Consider the following 22,420-nt stretch of genomic DNA (forward strand, 5'->3'; position numbering starts at 1 on the left):
CACAGCAGGAAAACGGCATGGCGGATTCGCCTGACATCATCGGCTCGCTCGCGGATTTGTCGGGCGCCTACTCGGCCATCCTGTGCGATGTCTGGGGCGTGATCCACAATGGCGAATGGCATTTTCCGGCGGCTGCCGAAGCGCTTGCCGCCGCGCGTGCGGCGAAGGTCCCGGTCGTCCTGATCACCAACTCGCCGCGCCGCAATGCCGATGTGGTGGCGCAGATGAATGCGATCGGCGTTCCCGCCGCCGCCTACGATCGCGTCGTCACCTCAGGCGATGTGACCCGCGACCTTATCGCCGAAGGTCCACGAAAAATCTTCCATATCGGCGCCGACCGCGATTTCACCCTCTATGACGGTCTCGACGTCGAGCTCGTCGAGGAGTTCGAGGCTTCCGGCGTGGTCTGCACCGGGCTGTTCGACGACGAGGTGGAAACGCCTGAGGATTACGCCGATCTGCTGCGCCGGCTGCGCGCCAGGAACCTGCCTTTCATCTGCGCCAATCCCGACATCGTGGTCGAACGCGGCGAGCGCATGATCTGGTGCGCCGGCGCCTTGGCGCGCGACTATGCCCAGCTTGGCGGCCGCACGCTGATCGCCGGAAAACCCTATGCGCCGGTCTATGACGTAGCGCTGCGGGAGGTCGCCGTGCTTCTCGGCCGAGACGTCGCGCGCACCGAGGTGCTGGCCATCGGCGACGGCATGATGACCGACGTCAAGGGCGCCGCCGACAACGGCATCGACGTGCTTTACGTCTCGGGCGGCATTCACGCGCGCGACTATGGCGATCCCATGCAGCCGGACCCCGCCAGGCTTGCAGCCTTTCTGCAAAAGCACGGCTACCGGCCGGTCGCCGTCATTCCGAGACTGCGGTAGGGTTGCTGCATGAGCGCAGCTTTCGAACACATTTCAGCAACCGCGCCGCTGCCGCCGCATTTGCGCGGCGGCGTGGTGGCGATCGGCAATTTCGACGGCGTCCATCGCGGCCACCAGGCGGTGCTCGATCGCGCGCTTGCCGAAGCCGGGCGGCGCGGCGTGCCGGCGCTGGTGCTGACCTTCGACCCGCATCCGCGCAAGGTGTTCAGGCCCGATATGCCGCTGTTCGTATTGACGCCGCCGCCGATGAAGGCGCGGCTGCTGTCGCATCTGGGCTTTGCCGCACTCGTCGAACAGCCGTTCACGCGCGCCTTTGCCGGCCTGTCGGCCGAGGCTTTCGTGACCGATGTGCTGGAGACGAACCTCGGCATCACCCATGCCGTCACCGGCTTCGATTTTCACTTCGGCAAGGACCGGCAGGGCGGTCCTGCGTTTCTGATGGCGGCAGGCGAGCGCCATGGTTTCGGCGTCACCCTGGTCGACGCCTTTCGCGACGAGGGCGCCGAGGTGGTGTCGTCGAGCCGTATCCGCGAGCTGCTCTGCGAGGGAGAGGTCGCCGAGGCCGCAGGCCTGCTCGGCTACCGCTTCACCGTCGAAAGCGAAGTGATCGGCGGCCAGCAGCTCGGCCGCACGCTCGGCTTCCCGACAGCCAACATGAGGCTTTCGCCGGAAACGACTCTGAAGGAAGGGATTTATGCCGTCCGCTTTCGCCGCGCCGACGGCACGCTCTATGATGGTGTCGCCAGCTTCGGGCGTCGCCCGACTGTCGACGACAATGGCGCGCCGCTGCTCGAAACCTTCGTCTTCGACTTTGCCGGCGATCTCTATGGCGAGATCTGCGACGTATCGCTCTTCGGCTTTTTGCGTCCCGAGGTGAAGTTCGATGGGCTCGATGGGCTGGTGGCACAAATGAAGCGCGACGAGGCGGAGGCGCGCGCGCTGCTGGCCGGCGTCAGGCCGCTTTCGGATCTGGACGGCGCCATCGCTTTTTGAGCCTTCCGGCCGCTTACCTCTTCAAGCCCCTACTTCTTCAACGCCAGTCCGAGAGCGATGAAGCTCCAGCCCTGGAAGATCAGGTCGATGGCCAGGAACAGGCCGAGCACCCACAGGCTGTTGACCGGCCAGCCCATGGCGATGGTCAGCCCCGCCAGCACGCTGATCAGGCCCGCCGCGACGACCCAGCCCCAGCCCTTTTCCGGTCGGTGGCTATAGCCGACCCAGGCCCTGAGCGCGCCTGAAGCGACCAGCGCCACCGCCAGCAGCAAGGTCAGCACCGTCGAGGCCAGCAGCGGATTGTCGAAGGCAAAGAAACCGGCAACGGCATAAAGTAGGCCGCTGAGCAGCCAATAGAAGAAGCGACTCCAGGTCTTCACGCCGAAGGCATGCACGATCTCGATGATGCCGGCCATCAGCATCAGCCAGCCCACGACATAGACCGAGGCGACGGTGGCGATGAACAGATTGCCGAAGGCAATGCCGCCGAAGATGAGCAGCAGCACGCCGAGCGCGACGAACCACCCCCATTTGTCCCGTGTCCGGCCGATCGCATCTTTGAGGGTATCACCGTGCAGGGTCATTGCTGCATCTCCTCGAAATCGCCTGGCACCTTGCCGGGAGGTTAGCCCCGGCTATAGCGGACGTCCAGCCGATGGCGACGGCTAGTAAATAAACAAAGCGTCGGTGGCTTGAGGTTCGCGCGTACGTGTCAATTTATGGCAGCCCACCCAGTCACAAGGACGAGGACAAGCGTGACGATCGCTCCAGAGACGTAGACGATCGTTCTGACACTGCCACCCTTGGCGGCATTGCCGCCGCGTAGGTAAACCCCCAGGTGAAGCAGGCGTATCGCCACATGAACCCAGACAATGGTCGCCAACGTGGCCGACCCAACGCCAACCATCATGGCCAGCACCGCCGGGACGACAAAAGGCGCCAGCGCCTCGACCGAGTTCATATGCACGCGGTCGATCCTGTAGAGGAGATTGGCGTCGTCGGCCGGGATCACCGGACCGGAAAGCGCTCCGGCAAATCCCTTGGACGAACCCGAGTAAACCGCCAGCGCGACTGACAAAAGACAGAGGATCAGTACACCGAGGATGCTTAGCCAATAGGGTTCCATAATTGTGCTCCTTCAGGTCACTTTGCCGGCAAAAAGATCTTGGAATCGCCTGAGATACAGCGGCCAGCCTTGATCACCGTCAATCCCAAAGCGCACGCCTTCCCAGCCTTCGCCATGACGTTCGAGATTGCGATGCTCGATCTCGACGCGGGTCCGGCTATTCGTCTCCGCCGTAAACCGGACTTCCCACTCGCTGGTCCTGTCCGGATTGGTCTCGATCTGCCATTGAGGGCTGATATCCCAACTCAGAAGCAGTCGGTTCGGCGGCTCGTAGGCCAGCACCCGTGCCCAGCGGCACTCGCTGCCATCCACACCGCGGTCGTAGACGTGACCGCCAACGCGGGGTTCGAAGATCGTCTCCGCGATCGGCACCGCAAGCAGGTTATGCTCTTTGGGTTTGAAACTGCCGAAGTCCTCGGTGAAGACCTTGAAGGCATGTGCGATCGGAGCCTCGACAAGGATGGAGTGCCTCACGGGCGGTTGATGTGTGCTCATTCCTGCTCCTTCAAGGGCTGTTCGACGACCACTTTGTAGGCCGCCAAGGTCTTGCTCCAGAACCGGTCGAGTTCGGCGCGCAGGCTGGCCAAGCCTTCCGGTTCGACCCGGTAGATGCGTTGCTTGCCTAGCCGTGTGTTGGCCACGAGGCCGGCGTCCTTGAGCACCTTCAGGTGCTGCGAGACCGCCGGCCGGGTGACAGGAAGCGCATGAGCCAATTCCCCGACCGAACAGGGTTGTTCGACCAGCAGTTCGAAGATCGTCCGCCTGGTCGGGTCGCCAAGCGCTGTCCATCTGTTCATGTTAGTCTGCACTAACGCGAATTTAGGCAACCTCGCTTTTTCTGTCAAGTCGCCACAGGCCCGGCGGCGCCCTGTTCAAATGGGCCACAGCGCAAAAAACAGGGTCGCAGTTGCCGCCACTGCTGTAGATTTTAAGTCAAATTTTACCGAACCGGCGCCATGGCTTTGGCTGCCGGTGTTCTCTCCGTTTTGTTTCGCGTATGGGGTGGTGATGCGTATTGTCTGGACGATTCCGCTGTTTCTCGCCTCGGCGCTGCTCACTGTGTCCACCGCCAATGCGGGCGAGGGTGCCTTCGGCTGGATGTCCGGCGACTGGTACCTGACGCTTGGCGCCACCGGCATGGTCGCGCCGAAATTCGAGGGCTCCAACAGCTATCTGCTCAGCGCATCGCCGATCATCTCGCTGGGCAAGGCCGGCCCGGCCGCGCGCTTTACCTCGCGCAACGACAACATCTCGCTGGCGCTGGTCGACGATGGCGGCGTCCGCGCCGGCCTGACCGGAAAATTCCTGTTTTCCCGCGACAGCAAGGATGAGCTCAAGGGCCTCGACCCGGTGCGCTGGGGCGGTGAGGTCGGCGGCTTCTTCGAAATCTATCCGACGGACTGGCTGCGCGCCCGCGCCGAACTGCGCCATGGCATTCGTGCCCATGATGGCTTTGTCGCCGACATCGCCGCCGATGCTTTCTACGACGTGACGCCGACTGTCAGAATTTCGGGCGGACCACGCGTGTCCTTTGCCTCGTCGGGCTATTTCGACTCTTATTATGGTGTCAACGCCAAGGAGGCTGCGGCCTCGGGCCTGAGCGAATACCATCCTGGCGGCGGCCTGAAATCGACCGGCCTTGGTGGCGCCATCACCTGGAAGGTCACCGAGCCGATGACCGCCAGCCTGTTCGGCGAATATGCGCGCCTGATGGGTCCGGCCGCCGATTCCAGCCTGGTCAAGGAGCGCGGCGACCGCAACCAGTTCACGGTCGGCGTCTCGACCACCTATCGCTTCGACTTCACGATGTAAGTGAATCGAACAAGAGACGCTTTATTCCTGCGGCTTTCTCCGCTAAAAGCCCGGCAATGACGAGCTTTTCACGCCTTCGCGCGCTGACGATACGAATTACAGGCCCGGTGTTCCGGGCGGCCTGAGCGCCGCCGGAGCCGCCGGGAATCTTGGCGTGCGCCCTCGCGCTTTTTCCAAATCATGATAGTTCACGCCCGAGCTTTTACGCCCGCCGGGCAATGCATATGGCAGACCAATGACCGACACTGTTGAAACGATCGACTATTCCAAGACGCTTTATCTGCCGCAGACGGATTTCCCGATGCGCGCCGGCTTGCCTGAAAAAGAGCCGCTGCTGGTCAAGCGCTGGCAGGACATGGATCTCTACCGCAAGCTGCGCGAGGACGCGGCCGGCCGCGAAAAATACGTGCTGCATGACGGCCCGCCCTACGCCAATGGCAACATCCATATCGGCCATGCGCTGAACAAGATCCTCAAGGACGTCATCACCCGTTCGTTCCAGATGCGCGGCTATGACGCCAATTATGTGCCGGGTTGGGACTGCCATGGCCTGCCGATCGAATGGAAGATCGAGGAACAGTACCGCGCCAAGGGCAAGAACAAGGACGAGGTGCCGGTCAACGAGTTTCGCAAGGAATGCCGCGAGTTCGCCGCGAACTGGATCACGGTGCAGGGCGGCGAGTTCCAGCGGCTCGGCGTCGTCGGCGATTTCAAGAACCCCTATACGACAATGGCTTTCCACTCGGAGTCGCGCATCGCCGAGGAGTTGTTGAAGTTCGCCATGTCGGGCCAGCTCTATCGCGGCTCCAAGCCGGTAATGTGGAGCGTCGTCGAGCGCACCGCACTGGCCGAGGCCGAGATCGAATACCAGGACTATGAGTCCGACACGATCTGGGTGAAGTTTCCAGTTGTGTCAGGATTTTGGAGCGTTGAGCACTTTGTATCAGACGCTGCACCGTCCATGCGCGTTCCGGAAAGCGTTGCACTTTTGGACAACGCCCACGTCGTCATCTGGACGACAACCCCGTGGACGATCCCCGGCAACCGTGCCGTCAATTATTCGTCACGGATCGGCTACGGCCTTTATGAAGTTACCGCAGCCGAAAATTCGTTCGGTCCACAGCCCGGTGAGAAGCTGATCTTTGCAGATGCGCTTGCCGAAGACTCCTCGGCCAAGGCCAAGGTCACCTTGAATCGGCTTCGCAGCGTTTCGGTCGAAGAGCTTGGAAGCCTTACACTTTCACATCCCTTCAAAGGTCTCGGCGGTGGTTACGAATTCGCCGTACCCATGCTTGCCGGGGACCATGTCACCGACGATGCCGGTACCGGTTTCGTCCACACCGCGCCCGGCCATGGCCGCGAGGACTTTGATGCCTGGATGGATGCGGCATCGGATTTGCGTGCACGTGGCATCGACCCTGCCATCCCCTTCACTGTAGATGATGCCGGCTTCTTCACCAGGGACGCGCCGGGTTTTGGCCCGGATCGCGAAGGCGGGGCGGCGCGCGTCATCGACGACAACGGCAAGAAGGGCAATGCCAACCAGGCGGTCATCGACGAACTGATCAAGCGCAACGCGCTGTTCGCGCGCGGCCGGCTGAAGCACAGCTATCCGCACTCGTGGCGGTCGAAGAAGCCGATCATCTTCCGCAACACGCCGCAATGGTTCGTCTATATGGACAAGGACCTCGGCGACGGCACGACGCTGCGCAGCCGTGCGCTGAAGGCGATCGACGACACACGCTTCGTGCCGGCGGCCGGCCAGAACCGCATCCGCGCCATGATCGAGGAGCGCCCGGATTGGGTCTTGTCGCGCCAGCGCGCCTGGGGCGTGCCGATCGCCGTCTTTGCCGACGAGGACGGCAATGTGCTGAAGGACGAAGCCGTCAACCAGCGCATCATGGACGCATTCGAGAAGGAAGGCGCCGACGCCTGGTTCGCTGCCGGCGCCAAGGAGCGTTTCCTCGGCAATCACGATGCCTCTAAATGGAAGCAGGTGATGGACATCCTCGACGTCTGGTTCGATTCGGGCTCGACGCATGTCTTCACGCTGGAGGACCGTCCGGACCTGAAATGGCCGGCCGACGTCTATCTCGAAGGCTCCGACCAGCATCGCGGCTGGTTCCACTCCTCGCTGCTCGAAAGCTGCGGCACCAGGGGCAGGGCACCTTACGACACCGTCGTCACCCATGGCTTCACCATGGATGAGGAGGGGCGAAAGATGTCGAAATCGCTCGGCAACACCGTCGTGCCGCAAGACGTCATCAAGCAGTCCGGCGCCGACATTCTGCGGCTATGGGTGGTGACGACGGATTATTGGGAAGACCAGCGTCTCGGCAAGAACGTGCTGCAGACCAACATCGACGCCTACCGCAAGCTCCGCAACACCATCCGCTGGATGCTGGGCACGCTCGCCCATGACGATGGCGAGGAGGTGCCGCTGGACAAGATGCCGGAACTGGAGCGGCTGATGCTGCATCGGCTGGCCGAGCTCGATGAGGTCGTGCGCTCGGGCTACGACGCGTTCGAGTTCAAACGCATCACCCGCACTTTGCTCGACTTCATGGTGGTCGAGCTGTCGGCCTTCTATTTCGACATCAGGAAGGACGCGCTCTATTGCGAGGGACCCGCCAGCGTGAAGCGCAAGGCCTCGGTGCAAGTGGTGCGCCACCTCTTCGACTGCCTGGTGAAATGGCTGGCGCCGATGCTGCCCTTCACCACGGAAGAAGCCTGGCTCGACCGTCATCCGGATGCTGTCTCGCTGCATCTCGACCAGTTCCCCGAGATTCCGGCCGACTGGAAGAACGAGGCACTGGCTGAGAAATGGCGCAAGGTGCGGCAGGTTCGCCGTGTCGTCACCGGCGCGCTCGAGATCGCACGCGCTCAGAAGGTCATAGGTGCCTCTCTGGAAGCCGTGCCGGTCGTGACCCTCGACGATGCCGCGGTTGAAGCCGCGATCGCCGATGTCGACATGGCCGAGATGGCGATCACCAGCGATCTCGTCATCGCCCATGGCAAGGCGCCGGAAGGCGCCTTTGCGCTCGACGATGTCAAAGGTGTCTCGGTGGTGGTCGAAAAGGCCGAGGACCGCGGCTTGGTCAAATGCGCGCGTTCGTGGCGCTATACCGCCGATGTCGGGCAGGACGTGGAATTCCCCGACGTGTCTGCCCGCGATGCCGCCGTGCTGCATGAACTCAAGGCTCTGGGACGTTTGTGAGTGCTCAAAGCCGGTGCACAAATGCCACGGCGGGCGGGTGAAAAGCGCCCGCGCGTTGCCCTTAACGAGTGGTTGAGATAAACACGCGAAACTCCGGAAGACAAATTGTCGCCGGAATTCCGTCGCAAGAGCGTGGACGATGGGGACCGGGCCTTCGGCCGGTGACGATCGAGAGGCTGTCTAGAGTGGGACTTTTTGGCATGACCAAGAGAACTTATGCGCGCGTTGCGCTGCTGGCGCCGTTTGTCGCGTCCGGCCTCGCTCTGTCCGGCTGCATGGGTTCGCCGACCTACGGCACCGACAAGACGGCTGGCGAGCAGCTTGCCGGAGACCTTTCCGGCGCCTTCGCGATCACGCCCAAGCACAAGGAACAGATCGACTACAGGCCGCGTCCGGAGCTGGTAAAGCCGGCGCCGGGGCAGAAGGAAGTGCTGCCGCCGCCTCAGGAAAGCATCGAGACGGCGAGCACCGATTGGCCCGAATCGCCCGAGCAGCGCCGCGCCCGTCTGCGTGCCGACGCCACTGCCCACCAGGACGACCCGTCCTATCAATCGGGGATCGTCGATGACGTGCAGACCGATCCGGCTTCCGTGAAGAAGGCGCTGGCGGATTCGGGCTCCAGCCACCCGCCGGCCTGGTCGCCGAAGGATTCAGACAAGGGCCGCGCCGCGGAGATCCAGCGCCGCACCGCAGAGCAAAAGCAGGGCGATCCCAACACTCGCAGATATCTGAGCGAGCCGCCTCTGGCCTACCGAGCTGCCTCCGACACGGCGCCGCAGGGCGAACTCGGCGAGGATGAATACAAGAAGGAACGCCGCCTCAAGAAGGAAGCGGCCGCCAAGGGCAAGAGCGGCGGGCTCTTCGACTGGCTGCCCTCCTGGTAGGAACGCCGCCTTCGGTAGCTGAAGGCTCTACCTTTCGCGTCTTTCCCGAAAGAATTCCCTGAGCAGCAGCGCCGCATCGGCCTCGGCCATGCCCGGATAGATGTCGGGCGTATGGTGGCAGGTCGGCGAAGCGAAGAAGCGCACGCCGTTGACCACCGCGCCGCCCTTCTCGTCGGCCGCGCCGAAATAGAGCCGGCGCAGCCTGGCGAAGGAAATGGCGCCGGCGCACATGGCGCAGGGTTCCAGCGTCACATAGAGGTCGTGGCCGGTCAGCCGCTCGCTGGAGAGCGTTTGGCAGGCCGCGCGGATGGCCAGCATTTCGGCATGCGCCGTCGGATCGGCAAGTTCGCGGGTGCGGTTACCGGCGGATGCCACCACCGTGTCGCCGCTGGCGATGACGGCGCCAACCGGAACTTCTCCGCGCAAGGCGGCGGCTTGCGCCTCTTTCAGCGCCAGCGCCATGAAATCCGGCCGCTTCACGCGGTTTCCATTCCGATTATCTCCTCGCCACTTGGCGGTGATCCTGTTATGGAGCGCGTCAACCCGAATATCGGAACAGATTTTCGGAAATGATCATGCGCCAAATCAAAGTGCTATAGCGTCCTTTGCGCGTCCGAAAGGATGCGCCACGCTGTAGCAGCGCAACAAGGCAAAGGCCACATGGACGACAACGACAAGAAATCTCCGCGCCACAAAGGCCCGGGCAAAAGCGGCCCTGGAGCCGCGGGGCCGCGCCGCGATGGCGCCGCCGGCAAAAGCGGCAAACCCTCCTTCGGGGCCAAGAAACCCTATTCACCGCGAGGCGCCCGGACCGCAGCGGCTGAGGGCGAGCGGCCCAAGCGCGATTTCAAAAGTGGCGACCGGCCATTCAGCAAAGGTCCGCGTTCCGAAGGCAAGCCCTTCGAAAAGCGCGAGGGACCGCGCAAGCCATATGCACCACGCGGTGACCGGCCGATGGCAGCCGAAGGCGAGCGCAAGCCGTATGAAAAGCGCGAAGGGCCGCGCAAACCCTATGCGCCGCGTGGGGATCGCCCTATGCCGGCCGAGGGTGAACGCAAGCCGTATGAAAAGCGCGAGGGGCCGCGCAAGCCTTATGCACCGCGCGGCGATCGGCCGGTTGCGGCCGATGGCGAGCGGCCAAAGCGCGATTTCAAGGGCGGCGATCGGCCATTCAGCAAGGGGCCGCGTCCCGAAGGCAAGCCTTTCGAAAAGCGTGAAGGGCCGCGCAAGCCCTACGCACCGCGTGGCGATCGGCCTGCTTCCGCCGAGGGCGAAAAGCGTTTTGACCGGCCAAAGCGCGATTTTGGCGATCGCCCGCAGCGCGACGCCGGAGATCGTCCCAAGCGTGACTTCAGCGATCGCCCCAAGCGCGATTTCGGTGGTGACCGGCCGCAAGCATCTGGCGGCGCCTTCAAGCCGCGCCCGCGTCCGGCAGATGCGGAAGAAGCCGGCGAGCGTATCGCCAAGCGGCTGGCCCGCGCCGGCCTGGCGTCGCGCCGCGACGCCGAAGACCTGATCGCGGCGGGCCGTGTCAAGGTCAACAACCGGGCTTTGACCTCGCCGGCCTTCAACGTCATGCCGGGCGACATCATCCATCTCGACGGCATGGAGATCCCGCCGATCGAGCGCACCCGCCTGTTCCTGTTTCACAAGCCGGCCGGCGTCGTTACCACCAACCGCGACCCCGAGGGCCGCAAGACCGTGTTCGACGTGCTGCCGGCCGAATTGCCGCGGCTGATGACCATCGGCCGCCTCGACATCAACACCGAAGGCCTGCTGCTGCTCACCAATGATGGCGGTCTGTCGCGCGTGCTCGAACTGCCTGCCACTGGCTGGCTGCGCCGTTACCGCGTGCGCGTCCATGGCAAGGTCGAGGAAAGCATGCTCGCAGGCCTGCGTGAAGGCATTGCCGTCGACGGCGTCTTCTACGGCGCCATCGAAGCGACGCTCGACCGTGAGCAAGGCACCAACGCCTGGCTGACGATCGGCCTGCGCGAAGGCAAGAACCGCGAAGTGAAGAACATCCTTGGATCGCTCGGCCTCGACGTGACGCGGCTGATCCGTATCTCCTACGGACCGTTCCAGCTCGACGATCTCGCCGAAGGCCATGTGCTGGAGATCAAGGGCCGCGTCTTGCGCGACCAGCTCGGCGAGCGACTGGTCGAGGAATCCGGCGCCAATTTCGACGCCGAGATCATCAAGCCGTTTTCCAACCAGCCGGTGCGGCGAGAGCGTGACGCGGAGCCGGAACGGCCGAAAGTCACCCGCGAGGGTGACCATCGGCCGATCGGCGAGGGCGGTCTGATCAAGAACCGCAAGCGCCGCGAAGGCAGCCGCGACGAAGCGCTCGGCAAGCTGTCGACCAGTCCCGAAAGGGGCGCGAGGCCGGAAAAGAGCTTTGGCGAACGCGGCCCGAGACCCGAGCGCAGCGAGTTTTCGGACAAGCCGCGCAGCGAGTTTCGCGAAAAGCCGCGCGGCGATTTTGGCGACAAGCCCCGTGGAGGCTTCGGCGACAAGCCGCGCGGCGCCTTTGGTGACAAACCGCGCGGCGGCAAGAAGCCCGAGCGCGAGCAGCGGCCGATCGATCCGCCGGGCCAGCGCAAGGCTAATGTCTGGATGGCGCCGGGCGCGCGTCCGATCGGCAAGGGCAGGGCGGAAGCCGATGCCGCCAAGGCGGCCGAGGCCAAGGCGCGCAAGGCGTCATTCAAGCCGTCCTATGGCAAGCCGGCCTATGGCAAGCCGGGCGGAGCCAAGCCGTTCGGCAAGCCGGGTGGCGAGCGTCCGGATGGCGGTCGGGGCGGCGAGCGGCCACGCAACGGTCCCAAGGGCCCGAGGACCAGATGATGCCGGGACTTAAATGAGATCCGGCCTTAAATGAGACCCGGGCATAAATGAGAATCGTCGGCGGCCAATTTCGCGGGCGTCCGCTGGCGACGCCGCGCGACCATGCCATCCGCCCGACGACCGACCGCGCCCGCGAGGCCGTCTTCAACGTGCTGGCGCACCGCTTTGCCGACAAGCTCGACGGCGCGCGTGTGCTCGACCTTTTCGCCGGCACCGGCGCTCTCGGCCTCGAAGCGCTGTCGCGCGGCGCTTCCTATGGCGTCTTTATCGAAGAATCGGCCGAAGGACGCGGCCTGATCCGCACCAATGTCGAAGCTTTTGGCCTTACCGGCCGCACCAAGATCTTCCGCCGCGACGCGACCGCCCTGGGTGAGGCCGGTACGCTTGCGGCATTCGGCCTGGTCTTCGCCGATCCGCCCTATGGCAAGGGCCTTGGCGAGCGCGCCCTGCGCTCGGCCAGGGATGGCGGCTGGTTGCTGCCCGGCGCGCTCTGCGTGGTCGAGGAAGCCGCCTCGGCGCCCTTCGAGATTGGGCCGGAATTCTCGGTGGTTGATGAACGAAACTACGGCGAGACGGTGGTCCGGTTCATCGAGCTTGCGTAAGGGTGGAGCGACCGGCGCCTTCAAAATGACGCACAATTCACTTTGCCTCCGCGGCTAACCTTGCCTATCGTCGCGCGATAACAACCGGAGCCATCAATGACATTTCATACTGAATGGCTGCGGAGAGCCTTGCTCGCCACCGCGCTGACCATGGCCGGCCCGGCCCTGGCCGCGGACGATGGCAAGGTGGCCAACTTCCTGCTCGACAATGGCATGGAGGTGGTGGTCATTCCCGATCACCGCGCCCCCATCGTCACCCATATGGTGTGGTACAAGATCGGCAGCGCCGACGAGCCGCCAGGCAAGTCCGGCATAGCGCACTTCTTCGAACACCTGATGTTCAAGGCCACGACCAACCACGCCGCGGGCGAGTTCGACCGCGCCATATCGGCCATCGGCGGCTCCAACAACGCCTTCACCTCCTATGACTACACTGCCTTCCACGAGACGGTGGCGCCCTCGGCACTCGGTGAGATGATGAGCTTCGAGGCCGATCGCATGCGCAACCTCATCTTGACCGACGAGGTCATCAAGACCGAGCGCGACGTGATCCTGGAAGAGCGCCGCGCGCGCATCGACAGCAATCCGCAGGCGGTGCTCGACGAAGAGGTCGACGCGACGCTCTGGCAGAACCAGCCCTACCGCATTCCGGTGATCGGCTGGATGCAGGAGATGGAGCAGTTGAACCGCACCGATGCGGTTGCCTTCTATGACAAATACTACCGCCCCAACAATGCGGTGCTGATCGTGGCCGGCGATGTCGAGCCGGAGGTCGTGAAGGCGCTGGCCGAAAAAACCTATGGCAAGGTCGCGCGCGGTCCCGACCTGCCCCCGCGCATCCGCCCGGTCGAGCCGGAGCAGAACACCAAGCGCACGGTGACGCTCACCGATGGGCGCGTTTCGGTGCCGAGCTTTTCGACGCAATGGGTGGTTCCGTCCTACCACACGGCAAAACCCGGCGAGGCCGAGGCGCTCGACCTGCTGGGAGAGATCCTTGGCGGCGGCAGCCGCAGCAGGCTCTACCAGCAACTCGTGGTCAAGCAAGGCATCGCATCGGCGACCGGCGCCTTCTTCCAGGGTACGATGCTCGACGCCACCAATTTCACCGTCTATGGCGCGCCGCGCGGCGACGCCAAGCTGAGCGACGTCGAGGCGGCCGTCGACGCCGAGATCGCCCGCATCGTCAAGGACGGCGTCACCGCCGATGAGCTGGAGAAGGCCAAGGCCCGCTATATCAGGGCCATGATCTTCGCCCGCGACAAGCAGGACGAGATGGCCAATCTCTACGGCGCCGAGCTCGCCACCGGCGGCAACGTCAGGGATATCGAGGAATGGCCGGAACGCATTCGCAAGGTCACCGCCGATGAGATCAAGGCGGTCGCCGCACGCTATCTGCTGCTCGATCGTACGACGACCGGCTATCTCTTGCCGCAGCAACAGGCGGGGAATTGATGATGACGAGATTGAGCGTTAGCGCTGCCCCTCACCTGCCTGCCGGCATCCTCTCCCCCTATAGTGACGGGGAGAGGGGCGCTGTCATCGTCGATTTCACCAACCATCAGCGTCGTAAGAAGAGCGCCAGCGTCGCGGCGAGACCCCTTCTCCCCGTCACTATACGGGGAGAAGTGCCCGGCAGCGCGATGAGGGGCGGAGCTGACCTTGGCGATCAATGGCCTTATGCGATTGCTCATAGGCGCATCGCGGTTCTCCACGTCTTCGCCACACTGTTCCTCGGCATCTTCTTCCTCATCCTGCCGGCGCTTGCCGCGCACGCGATGGACATTCAGCCGGTGACCTCATCGAAAGGCGTCAACGCCTGGCTGGTCGAGGACCACTCCATTCCGATCGTCGCCATCCGCTTCGTCTTCGATGGCGGCTCGACGCAGGATCCGGCGGGGCGGGAAGGGCTGGTCAATCTGATGACTGGCCTGTTCGACGAGGGCGCCGGCGACCTCGACAGCGAGGCCTTCCAGATCAAGCTTGACGATGCCGGCGCCGAAATGGGCTTCGAAGCGGCGCGCGACGGCACCTATGGCGCGATGCGGATGCTGGCCGAGCAGAAGGATGCGGCCTTCGACCTGCTCAGGCTGGCGGTCACCAGCCCGCGCTTCGACCAGGCGCCGATCGACCGTATCCGCGCCCAGATCCTGTCCGGCATCATCGCCAATGAGCGTGACCCCAACACCGTCGCGCAAACCAAATGGCTGCGCGCCATCTATGGCGAACATCCGTATTCCAGGCCCGACCAGGGCACCAAGGACAGCATCGCCACCATCACGGCGGCGGATCTGGCTGCCTTCCACAAGGCCAATTTCGCCCGCAGCGGCCTGCATGTTGCGGTGGTCGGCGACATAGATGCCGCGACGCTGAAACGGAAGCTCGACGAGGTCTTCGGCGATCTGCCGGAAAAGCAGGTGCTGCAACCGGTTGCCGATACCGAGCTGAAGCTCGGCCAGCAGCTCGAGGTCGACTACGACCTGCCGCAGACCTCGCTGCAGTTTGCCTATCCCGGTGTGAAGCGCGATGCGCCGGATTTCTTCCCTGCGGTGCTGATGAACCAGATTCTCGGCGGCGGCACCTTCACCTCGCGCCTCTATGACGAGGTGCGGGAAAAGCGCGGCTTGGCCTACTCCGTCGATTCCAACCTGGTCGACCACCAGCATTCCAATGCGCTGATCATCACCACGGCGACGCGTTCCGACCGCGCCGCCGAGACGCTCGGCATCGTCAAGGAGGTGGTCAAGAAGATGGCGCAGGAGGGGCCGACCGAGGCCGAGCTGGACGCGACCAAGAAATACATGGTCGGCTCCTATGCTATCAGCAATCTGGATTCTTCCAGCGCCATTGCCGCGACCCTGGTGGAATTGCAGCTCGACAATCTCGGCATCGACTACGTGCAGCGCCGCGCGGCGCTCATCAACGGCGTGACGCTCGATCAGGTCAAGGCAGCGGCGAAGAAGCTGCTGACGCCGGCGCCCGCGATCATGAGCATCGGGCCGAAGCTGGAGGCCAAATGACAGGTCCGACTTTCGGTATCGCCTTTGGCGGCGGCGGCGCGCGCGGCCTCGCCCATATCCACATCGTCGAGGCGCTGGACGAGCTCGGCATCAAGCCCGTGGCCATCGCCGGCTCCTCGATCGGCGCCATCATGGGCGCCGGCATGGCCTCGGGCATGAGCGGCAAGGACATCGAGGACTACGCCCGCTCGATCCTCGGCCGCCGCGCCGAGGTGGCGGCGCGCATGTGGCGCTCGCGTCCCGGCACCATCGCCGAGGCGATGCAGGGCGGCATCCGAGTCAGCCAGTTCAACATAGAGCGCATCTTGAAGGCGTTCCTGCCGGAAGCCATCCCGGAAACCTTCGCCGAGCTGAAAATCCCGCTGAAGGTGACGGCGACGGACTATTTCGGTCACAAGCTGGCCGTCTTCGACGAGGGCGACCTGCATTCGGCGCTCGCCGCCTCGGCTGCCATTCCCGCCGTGTTCCGCCCGGTGACGCGCGACGACCGCGTGCTGATCGACGGCGGCATCTACAATCCGGTGCCGTTCGACCTCATCGAAAACGACGCCGACATCATCATCGCCATCGACGTCGTCGGCGCGCCGAGCGAGGCCGAGCGCAAGCACCCGACCACGGTCGACCTGATGTACGGCGCGACGCAATTGATGATGCAGTCGATCATCGCCCACAAGCTGAACCAGCGCCCACCAGACATATTGATCCGCCCGCCAGTGTCGAAATACCGCGTGCTCGATTTCATGAAGATCGACACGCTGATGGCCGAGACGCAGGAGGTCAAGGACGAACTGAAGCGCGAGGTGGAAAGAGTGGTCGAGGCGCGTGCCAAGGGCAAGCGGGGGAAGAAAGTAGGGTGAGCTGCCGATCTCCCCCCTCGAGGGGGAGATGGCCGGCAGGCCAGAGGGGGTCGTCTCGCGTGAAGCTAGACCTCCTACTGTCGATAGGAGGTTGCGTCAGGACGGACCGACCGCCTCTGTCGCCTTCGGCGACATCTCCCCTAAAGGGGAGATTACCCCACCAGCGTCTCACACCCTCCCAGCCGCATATTCCAGCGCCACCACGCCATTGCTGAACTGTACGGTCGAGATCGGCTCCAACGCCACCGGCATATCGGGCGGGAACAGCTTCTTGCCCTCCCCGACGGAGCCAGGGTAGCTCAGCAGCCTGACGCGATCGACCAGACCATGGCGCAGCAATTCCCGCGCGACGCTGAGGCTGCCATGCACATAGATGTTGCCGCCGCTGCCTTGCTTCAGCGCCCGAACCGCTTCCGGCAACACACCCTTCAGCAACTCGGCCGGTTTCCAGTCGAGTGCCTTCGGGCTTGTCGACGCGACATATTTCGGCAGCGCATTGAACCGGTCGGCGAAGTCTCCGGTTTCCTTGGGCCAAGAGCCGGCAAAAATCTCGTAGGTCGGTGCGCCCCAGAAGCATGGCCCCGCTGTCGGCAAGCTCGTCCTCCTTGAACCTTTGCATCTCATCGTTCCAGGTCACGCTGGGCAGCTTCTCGACCTCGGCGATGCCATCGATGCTGATGAAATCGGTGACAATAAGGTTTCTCATGGCGCTCTCCTTCTTCTGTCAAAGGACGAACCGTGTGAGCCTTTTGCGACCGCTCTGCGAAAAAAAAGCGCTTTGTTGAGCAGGCGTTGCTGTCGGGCGCTGGCCCATCGCGCTTAAAGGGGGGCGCTTCGGACACCATCGACAAACGCCAGAACGACCACACACGGAGCAACGCAGTAAACCAGTCTCGCTCTGCGGCCCGTCTTCGTCACAGCGTCGCTTGCGTCGAGATCGACGGTGATGTCCTCATAGCCCAGCACTTCGCCATCAAGCGGGTAGGCGGCCTTGTAGACAGCTTCCTTGGCGGCAAAAAGGATGCGACCGGCAAGATACAAGTCGGTTGCGTCGATCCGGTCAGCGGGGGCTGCAACCAGCGCGAAGATGTCGTCGGGCAGGGGCAAAGCGGGCTCGATATCGATGCCGAGCGAGGCGACGTGGGAGAGCGGCGCGACGGCCGCCACGGCCATCTCGTCGTCGTGAGCCAGCGACCCCGTTACTCCATGAGGCCATACCGGTGCGCCGGAGGAGCCGCGGAGGATAGCGACGTCGTTCAAGCCCATATCCGCCAGCAACTCGTGCGCGATCCACCGCGCCGCGCCACTCGCCCGCCGCATCAGCGGCAGGCGTGACGGGATGGAGCGTGCTTCCTGCGGCAGCAAATGGTTCTCATCGCCTTCGCGGATCGTGCGGCATCCGATCCGAACGCCGGCGGGTGCCATGGCGGCCATCGCCGCCAGCAACTGCGCCGACAGGCTGGCGCCGGCATCGAGCGGGCGCGTCATGGCTGTTCGCCCCGCAGAGCGAGGTCGGCGATCATTTCCCCGTCCTCGTCGGGCCCTTCTTCGACGAAACCGGCAGCGCGATAGAGGCGGCGTGCCGCTTCATTCCCAGGTTCGTAGCAGATCGAAACGTGGCTGATGTGGCCGAGCCGCATGATTTCATCCAGCACTTCGCGCAAAGCGGCCTTGCCGTAGCCTTGGCCCTGATGGACGCGATCGATCATGAAGCGGTAGATCCGCGCCTCGTCGTCGTCCTGCGGCGCCTCGTACATCAGGAAACCGACGACGCGATCCCCTGCCATGACGACGCGCGGCCGTGCGTCCCCGTCGGTTTCGGCTTCGTCCAGCGACTCCGCATTGCTGGCGACAAAATCGATCTGATCCGCGGCCAGTTGCAGGGCCGCGACCAAGGCCCGGTTGGCCGCAGTCAGCGAAACGAGACGGACGTCTGCGCCCATCAAGCCGTTGCCTTGACGCTATCCTCCGGCACCGGCTCGACGAAGCGATGCAGCTTGGCCGGGTTGCCCCGCCAGATCGAGTTGGGCTCCAGCTCTTCGCCCTTCATCACGAAGGAGTCCGCGTCGACCATCGAGCCTTTGCCCATCACCACGCCGTAGTGGACAAAGGCGGAAGGTCCGAGCGTGCAACCATCGCCGATGCGGATGAAATCGGACTTGAACGCGCCTTCTTCCAGCGAGTGGGCCTGAATGACGCAGCCCTCGTTGAGCGTGACGTCGTCGCCGATCTCGACCAGCGAGCGCTCGGTCAGGTTGCTGCCGCCATCATAGACCCGGCTGCCGACCTTGACGCCGAGCAGGCGCAGGATCATCGGCCGGAACGGCGTGCCGGCGAACAGGCGCACGATCGGCGAATCCGCCAGCTTCCAGTGGCGTTCGTGGCGCCAGAAGGCGACGTCGTAGATCGTCGTCATCTGCGGCTTTAACCGGCCAAAGCCAAGGCTTGCCCGCTCGACCAGAATGTAGAACGGAATGGTGATCGCCGAGGTCAAAAGCACGGCGGCGAACAGGGCGACCTCCGCCCATTCCGTATAGTAGTTCAGCGCCCGGTCCCAGATCGCCAGCGTGACGAACAGCATGACCCATTGCGTTGCCAGGAACAGAAGAATGGTCACCAGGTTGTGGCGGTTCTTGTGCGGGATGCGCCGGCGCCGGTCGGCCTCGTCGACGCCGGCGATAAGCTCCTTGTCGCGGTTCACCATGCGCGGGATTTCAAACGCAGGCGAACCGAGAAGGCCGACATTCTCGCGCACCGGCCCATCGATGGGGATCATCACCTTGGTGCCGAGCAGCACGTTGTCGCCGGTGCGGCCGTCCGGCGGATAGTAGATGTTGTTGCCGAGATAGTTGCGTTCGCCGATGCGCGTCGGCTCGAGCCTGAAGGCCGAGGCGGACTTGTGCATGTTGATCATGAACAGCCCGTCCGAGACCATGGTCTCGGTGCCGATCTCGCACAGAAGCGGGTTTTCGTGCTGCTGGTTGGAGCCGAAATTGGAGCCGGTCTGCACCACTCTGTTGAGGTTCCAGCCGATGGCGCGCATGTAGTGCACGATTGCCGAGCTGTCGCCGGCCAGGAGCCCGAGCACGCGGGAATTGCTGGCGAATTCGGCGACGGTCTGCAGCCAGTAGCGGAAACCGTAAAGCGTGTAGGTGCGGCCCGGCTTCAAGATCAGGCTCGTCAGGCGCGGCACCAGCGTCGCTGCCAGGAAAGCCGCCGCGATATAGCCGAAAAGCGTGACCGTGGTGCCGATTGCGACAAGGCCGATCGTCTCCTGGTAGTCGTCGCCGACATATTCCCAGTAGCTGTGGAACAGGAGCGGCAGCGGGGTGACGAGGCCAAACAGGCCGATCAGCTGCAGCGCTTCATAGAGGAAGCGCCGGACCTGGTAAGGATTGACATTGCGCACCTTGCAATAGTCCGCCGTGGTCGGCACCGCCGGCGATCCATGCCAGTGCTCGCCGTCGGGGATGCTTTGCCCGCGATGCAGCGAGGACGAATGGCCGAGCTGGACACGGTCGCCGATGCTGGTGTCGATGTCGAGCGTGGAGCCGACGCCGACGAAGGCATCGCGGCCGATGGTCAGCGGTCCGGTATGGATGTAGCCGGCCTCGGCCCTGAAGCCTAGGATCATCGATTCCTTGCGCAAGATGGTGTTGGCGCCGATGGAAATGAGATCCGTGCAGACGGGCACGGACTTCGATTCGATGACGGCGTTTTTCCCGAGCTTGGTGCCGAGCAGCTGCAGATAGAGGCTGTAGAGCGGGCTGCCGCGGAACAGCACGACGGGCGCGGTGCGGATCAATGTCTTGACCACCCAGAAGCGGAAGTAGCGCACGCCCCAGATCGGAAACGCCTCGGCCTTCCACCGGCCGATGAGCACCCATTTCGCCAGGACGGCAAAGCCCGACATGCCGAAGAACACGGCGGCCGAGAGCGCCACGCACCGGATATAGAGCTGCAGCGGATCGTCGAGCGCGTCATACATCCAGTTGAGGCCGTCATTGATCGCCCAGAGCGCCACGTAGCTGTAGAGGCCGTAGAACGAAAGCTGCGCCGCGCCGCAGGTCCAGTAGGCGAAATTCGAGGCCCGGCGGGTGAGGACCGGCTCGTTGGTTGCCGTCGTCATCTCCTCCGCTACCCCCAGATGCAGCGCCAGGCGCGCCACTGTGGGATAGAGATAGATGTCGCGCATCGACGTCGTCGCCCATTCCTTCCTGGTGCGCACGCGCGCGCAGAAATGCGCCATCAGCAAGGAGTTGGCGCCGAGATCGTCGAAGAAGTGATCCTCGACCGACACCGCGTCGAATTTCAGCACCGTGGCCAGCGCTTCCGCCAGGAATCGCTCGTCCTCATTGCCGGGCGGCACCATCGTGCGATCGGCCGAAAGCCGGACGCTCGTCGGCTTCGGCAGTTGGCGCAGGTCTACCTTGTTGGAGACGGTCATCGGGATGGCAGGCAGTTCCTCCAGATAGGCGGGCACCATGTAGTCGGGCAGCCGCCGCTTCATCGTCTGGGCGAGATCCGCACGGGAAACCGCCGCTACGCCGGTTTTAAGCGCGTAATAGGCAACGAGTTCGACGCGGCCGGGCTCGATCTCCCAGGTGGTGACGGCGGCCTGCGCGATCTCGGGCTGGTCGAGCAGCACCGCCTCGATCTCGCCGAGCTCGATGCGATATCCGCGAATCTTCACCTGCGTGTCGATGCGCCCGGCATACTCGATCTCGCCGCTATCGTTGATCCGGCCAAGATCGCCGGTGCGGTAGATGCGCTGCGACGGGTTGTTCGGCAGGCCGACGAAATCGGCGATGAATTTCTGGTCGGTCAGGTCCGGCCGGTTCAGATAACCGACGGCGAGCCCGATGCCGGCAATGCCGATCTCGCCCAGTTCACCGGGCTCGGCAAGTTGCGGCAGCGAAGCGTCGAGAATGACGATCGAGTAAGTCGGCAACGGCGCGCCGATTGTGACGGGACGGTCCGGCGTCAGCGCCCCCATCGTTGCGGTGACGGTCGCCTCGGTCGGCCCGTAGGTGTTGAGGATCTGCCGGCCCGGCTTCGACCAGCGCACCACCAGATTGTGCGGGCAGGCCTCGCCGCCCACCAGAAGCGTGCGCAGGCTGGGAACGTCCGATGTCATCGATGACAACAATGTCGGGCTGCAGGCCATGCAGGTGATGTCATGGAGGCGCAGGAAATCCGCCAGTTCCTCGCCCACCAGCGGCATCTGGCCAGGTGCCGGCACCACCGTCGCGCCGGCGACGAACGGCACCCAGATCTCTTCGGAGGAAAAGTCGAAGGCAATGGTCATGCCCTGATAGACCCGGTCGCCCGGCCGGTAGCCATAGGAGGCGGCGGCGACGTGTATGAAATTGACGAAACTCTGGTGCGTGATGACCACGCCCTTGGGCTTGCCGGTGGTGCCCGAGGTATAGAGGATGTAGCAGATGTCGTCGGTCGCCTGCGGCTTCGGCGGCGCGGGCGACTGCGCGGAGATTTCGGCGGCGGCGCTGTCGATCAGCACATGGGGAACGGGCAGTTGACCGGCGCGCGACGCATAGGCGGCGATGGTGACGATCATGCTGACGGCGGCGTCTTCGATGATCAGCGCCATCCGCTCCTGCGGAAACGCGGTGGCTAGCGGCACGAAGGCAGCCCCCGCCTTCATCACCGCCAGCAACGCCACATAGGTCTCCGCCGACCGGTCGAGAATGAGCCCGACCCGGTGGCCCGGCCGCACGCCGTGCTTGATCAGCATGCGGGCGCACTGGTTGGCACGGCTGTTCAGCTCCTGATAGGTCCACACGCGTCCGTCGGAGATCACCGCCGGCAACGTGGCGAATGTCACGGCGAGCTGCTCGAACACCGTATCGAGCCGCTCACCCGGCTGCAGGGCAAAGTCGGCGCCCGTCAGGACTTGGCCGTCCCTTGCCGGGCCGCGAGCGATCCTTGCCAGCGCATCGATGCTTGCCAGGCTGCCGATCGCCGTTGCCGCGTCGCTGTCCAGTTCGGCGATATCGTAGTCCATGTCCATACTTTCTCGTCCTCGCCGGGCATCGCCCGGCTGTTCATGCCGCCGCTGGAGGAGGCACTGCGCCGCCGCTGCGATTTTGTTGGTGGAGGGCTTCCAAAAAGGAAGTGCCCGGAATCCCGACGGGGAAGCTTATGCCACCCGATCTTTTCGCCGGTTTTT

General features: G+C 64.0%; 19 protein-coding genes. 10 read left to right on the top strand and 9 right to left on the bottom strand.

The window, feature by feature from the left end:
* Positions 1 to 17: 17 nt before the first annotated feature.
* Together ACYG9V_RS14965 and ACYG9V_RS14970 are read left to right on the top strand one after the other, a co-directional pair.
* Positions 18 to 878, top strand: coding sequence for a TIGR01459 family HAD-type hydrolase (locus tag ACYG9V_RS14965; protein WP_352764099.1), 861 nt, complete (start codon positions 18 to 20; stop codon positions 876 to 878).
* Positions 879 to 887: 9 nt separating this feature from the next.
* Positions 888 to 1,871: a bifunctional riboflavin kinase/FAD synthetase gene (locus ACYG9V_RS14970; protein WP_023682976.1), complete on the top strand. Its 984-nt coding sequence runs from the start codon at positions 888 to 890 to the stop codon at positions 1,869 to 1,871.
* Positions 1,872 to 1,900: 29 nt separating this feature from the next.
* Here ACYG9V_RS14970 and ACYG9V_RS14975 read toward each other — a convergent pair whose 3' ends face one another.
* The 4 genes from ACYG9V_RS14975 to ACYG9V_RS14990 form a co-directional block, all read right to left on the bottom strand.
* Positions 1,901 to 2,455 carry an HdeD family acid-resistance protein gene (locus tag ACYG9V_RS14975; protein WP_023671535.1) on the bottom strand — a complete coding sequence of 185 codons (555 nt, stop codon included), beginning with the start codon at positions 2,453 to 2,455 and terminating at the stop codon, positions 1,901 to 1,903.
* A gap of 128 nt (positions 2,456 to 2,583) precedes the next feature.
* Positions 2,584 to 2,997: an MAPEG family protein gene (locus ACYG9V_RS14980; RefSeq protein ID WP_023671536.1), complete on the bottom strand. Its 414-nt coding sequence runs from the start codon at positions 2,995 to 2,997 to the stop codon at positions 2,584 to 2,586.
* A 12-nt stretch (positions 2,998 to 3,009) separates the two neighbouring features.
* Positions 3,010 to 3,492, bottom strand: coding sequence for an SRPBCC family protein (locus ACYG9V_RS14985; protein WP_023671537.1), 483 nt, complete (start codon positions 3,490 to 3,492; stop codon positions 3,010 to 3,012).
* A complete protein-coding gene (locus tag ACYG9V_RS14990) occupies positions 3,489 to 3,794 on the bottom strand; it encodes an ArsR/SmtB family transcription factor (RefSeq protein ID WP_352764101.1) in 306 nt (101 codons plus the stop codon). The genes ACYG9V_RS14985 and ACYG9V_RS14990 overlap by 4 nt, the downstream gene beginning before the upstream one ends.
* A gap of 211 nt (positions 3,795 to 4,005) precedes the next feature.
* On the opposite strand from ACYG9V_RS14990, the gene ACYG9V_RS14995 reads away from it, so the two are divergent.
* The 3 genes from ACYG9V_RS14995 to ACYG9V_RS15005 all read left to right on the top strand — a co-directional run bounded on the left by ACYG9V_RS14995 (position 4,006) and on the right by ACYG9V_RS15005 (position 8,910).
* Positions 4,006 to 4,809, top strand: coding sequence for a MipA/OmpV family protein (locus ACYG9V_RS14995; protein ID WP_352764103.1), 804 nt, complete (start codon positions 4,006 to 4,008; stop codon positions 4,807 to 4,809).
* A 235-nt stretch (positions 4,810 to 5,044) separates the two neighbouring features.
* On the top strand, positions 5,045 to 8,026 hold the full coding sequence (gene ileS, locus ACYG9V_RS15000) for an isoleucine--tRNA ligase (protein ID WP_352764105.1): 2,982 nt from the start codon (positions 5,045 to 5,047) through the stop codon (positions 8,024 to 8,026).
* A gap of 200 nt (positions 8,027 to 8,226) precedes the next feature.
* Entirely contained in the window at positions 8,227 to 8,910 is a 684-nt protein-coding gene (locus ACYG9V_RS15005) for a hypothetical protein (protein WP_023700630.1), read from the top strand.
* Between the two features lie 27 nt (positions 8,911 to 8,937).
* Here the strand turns inward: ACYG9V_RS15005 and ACYG9V_RS15010 are convergent, their stop codons facing one another.
* Positions 8,938 to 9,390, bottom strand: coding sequence for a nucleoside deaminase (locus tag ACYG9V_RS15010; RefSeq protein ID WP_352764106.1), 453 nt, complete (start codon positions 9,388 to 9,390; stop codon positions 8,938 to 8,940).
* Between the two features lie 180 nt (positions 9,391 to 9,570).
* Here ACYG9V_RS15010 and ACYG9V_RS15015 point away from each other — a divergent pair, with 180 nt between their 5' ends.
* From ACYG9V_RS15015 to ACYG9V_RS15035, 5 genes are all read left to right on the top strand, one after another.
* Positions 9,571 to 11,754, top strand: coding sequence for a pseudouridine synthase (locus ACYG9V_RS15015; RefSeq protein ID WP_352764107.1), 2,184 nt, complete (start codon positions 9,571 to 9,573; stop codon positions 11,752 to 11,754).
* 47 nt (positions 11,755 to 11,801) lie between these two features.
* Positions 11,802 to 12,356: a 16S rRNA (guanine(966)-N(2))-methyltransferase RsmD gene (gene rsmD / locus ACYG9V_RS15020; RefSeq protein WP_023671544.1), complete on the top strand. Its 555-nt coding sequence runs from the start codon at positions 11,802 to 11,804 to the stop codon at positions 12,354 to 12,356.
* 96 nt (positions 12,357 to 12,452) lie between these two features.
* Positions 12,453 to 13,808, top strand: a complete 1,356-nt coding sequence (locus ACYG9V_RS15025; protein WP_023824515.1) for a M16 family metallopeptidase — start codon at positions 12,453 to 12,455, stop codon at positions 13,806 to 13,808.
* Between the two features lie 188 nt (positions 13,809 to 13,996).
* Positions 13,997 to 15,373, top strand: a complete 1,377-nt coding sequence (locus tag ACYG9V_RS15030; protein ID WP_352764109.1) for a M16 family metallopeptidase — start codon at positions 13,997 to 13,999, stop codon at positions 15,371 to 15,373.
* Entirely contained in the window at positions 15,370 to 16,230 is an 861-nt protein-coding gene (locus ACYG9V_RS15035) for a patatin-like phospholipase family protein (protein ID WP_023712767.1), read from the top strand. The genes ACYG9V_RS15030 and ACYG9V_RS15035 overlap by 4 nt, the downstream gene beginning before the upstream one ends.
* 168 nt (positions 16,231 to 16,398) lie before the next feature.
* Here the strand turns inward: ACYG9V_RS15035 and ACYG9V_RS15040 are convergent, their stop codons facing one another.
* From ACYG9V_RS15040 to ACYG9V_RS15055, 4 genes are all read right to left on the bottom strand, one after another.
* Positions 16,399 to 16,824, bottom strand: a complete 426-nt coding sequence (locus tag ACYG9V_RS15040) for a dihydrofolate reductase family protein (RefSeq protein ID WP_352764111.1) — start codon at positions 16,822 to 16,824, stop codon at positions 16,399 to 16,401.
* A gap of 225 nt (positions 16,825 to 17,049) precedes the next feature.
* Positions 17,050 to 17,718, bottom strand: coding sequence for a 4'-phosphopantetheinyl transferase family protein (locus ACYG9V_RS15045; protein WP_023752074.1), 669 nt, complete (start codon positions 17,716 to 17,718; stop codon positions 17,050 to 17,052).
* Entirely contained in the window at positions 17,715 to 18,173 is a 459-nt protein-coding gene (locus ACYG9V_RS15050) for a GNAT family N-acetyltransferase (RefSeq protein ID WP_352764112.1), read from the bottom strand. Before ACYG9V_RS15050 ends, ACYG9V_RS15045 begins: the two co-directional genes overlap by 4 nt.
* Positions 18,173 to 22,261, bottom strand: a complete 4,089-nt coding sequence (locus ACYG9V_RS15055; RefSeq protein WP_352764114.1) for a Pls/PosA family non-ribosomal peptide synthetase — start codon at positions 22,259 to 22,261, stop codon at positions 18,173 to 18,175. Before ACYG9V_RS15055 ends, ACYG9V_RS15050 begins: the two co-directional genes overlap by 1 nt.
* Positions 22,262 to 22,420 lie beyond the last annotated feature (159 nt).

The sequence above is a fragment of the Mesorhizobium sp. W016 genome, from assembly GCF_054719485.1.

What these genes read in the sequence shown, in the direction of transcription:
- ileS (WP_352764105.1), top strand. Translation starts at nt 5,045, where the DNA reads ATGACCGACACTGTTGAAACGATCGACTATTCCAAGACGCTTTATCTG.
- ACYG9V_RS15045 (WP_023752074.1), bottom strand. Translation starts at nt 17,718, where the DNA reads ATGACGCGCCCGCTCGATGCCGGCGCCAGCCTGTCGGCGCAGTTGCTG.
- ACYG9V_RS15015 (WP_352764107.1), top strand. Translation starts at nt 9,571, where the DNA reads ATGGACGACAACGACAAGAAATCTCCGCGCCACAAAGGCCCGGGCAAA.
- ACYG9V_RS14975 (WP_023671535.1), bottom strand. Translation starts at nt 2,455, where the DNA reads ATGACCCTGCACGGTGATACCCTCAAAGATGCGATCGGCCGGACACGG.
- ACYG9V_RS14965 (WP_352764099.1), top strand. Translation starts at nt 18, where the DNA reads ATGGCGGATTCGCCTGACATCATCGGCTCGCTCGCGGATTTGTCGGGC.
- ACYG9V_RS14995 (WP_352764103.1), top strand. Translation starts at nt 4,006, where the DNA reads ATGCGTATTGTCTGGACGATTCCGCTGTTTCTCGCCTCGGCGCTGCTC.
- ACYG9V_RS15005 (WP_023700630.1), top strand. Translation starts at nt 8,227, where the DNA reads ATGACCAAGAGAACTTATGCGCGCGTTGCGCTGCTGGCGCCGTTTGTC.
- ACYG9V_RS14985 (WP_023671537.1), bottom strand. Translation starts at nt 3,492, where the DNA reads ATGAGCACACATCAACCGCCCGTGAGGCACTCCATCCTTGTCGAGGCT.
- ACYG9V_RS15025 (WP_023824515.1), top strand. Translation starts at nt 12,453, where the DNA reads ATGACATTTCATACTGAATGGCTGCGGAGAGCCTTGCTCGCCACCGCG.
- ACYG9V_RS15030 (WP_352764109.1), top strand. Translation starts at nt 13,997, where the DNA reads ATGAGGGGCGGAGCTGACCTTGGCGATCAATGGCCTTATGCGATTGCT.
- ACYG9V_RS15055 (WP_352764114.1), bottom strand. Translation starts at nt 22,261, where the DNA reads ATGGACATGGACTACGATATCGCCGAACTGGACAGCGACGCGGCAACG.
- ACYG9V_RS14970 (WP_023682976.1), top strand. Translation starts at nt 888, where the DNA reads ATGAGCGCAGCTTTCGAACACATTTCAGCAACCGCGCCGCTGCCGCCG.
- rsmD (WP_023671544.1), top strand. Translation starts at nt 11,802, where the DNA reads ATGAGAATCGTCGGCGGCCAATTTCGCGGGCGTCCGCTGGCGACGCCG.
- ACYG9V_RS14980 (WP_023671536.1), bottom strand. Translation starts at nt 2,997, where the DNA reads ATGGAACCCTATTGGCTAAGCATCCTCGGTGTACTGATCCTCTGTCTT.
- ACYG9V_RS15050 (WP_352764112.1), bottom strand. Translation starts at nt 18,173, where the DNA reads ATGGGCGCAGACGTCCGTCTCGTTTCGCTGACTGCGGCCAACCGGGCC.
- ACYG9V_RS14990 (WP_352764101.1), bottom strand. Translation starts at nt 3,794, where the DNA reads ATGAACAGATGGACAGCGCTTGGCGACCCGACCAGGCGGACGATCTTC.
- ACYG9V_RS15035 (WP_023712767.1), top strand. Translation starts at nt 15,370, where the DNA reads ATGACAGGTCCGACTTTCGGTATCGCCTTTGGCGGCGGCGGCGCGCGC.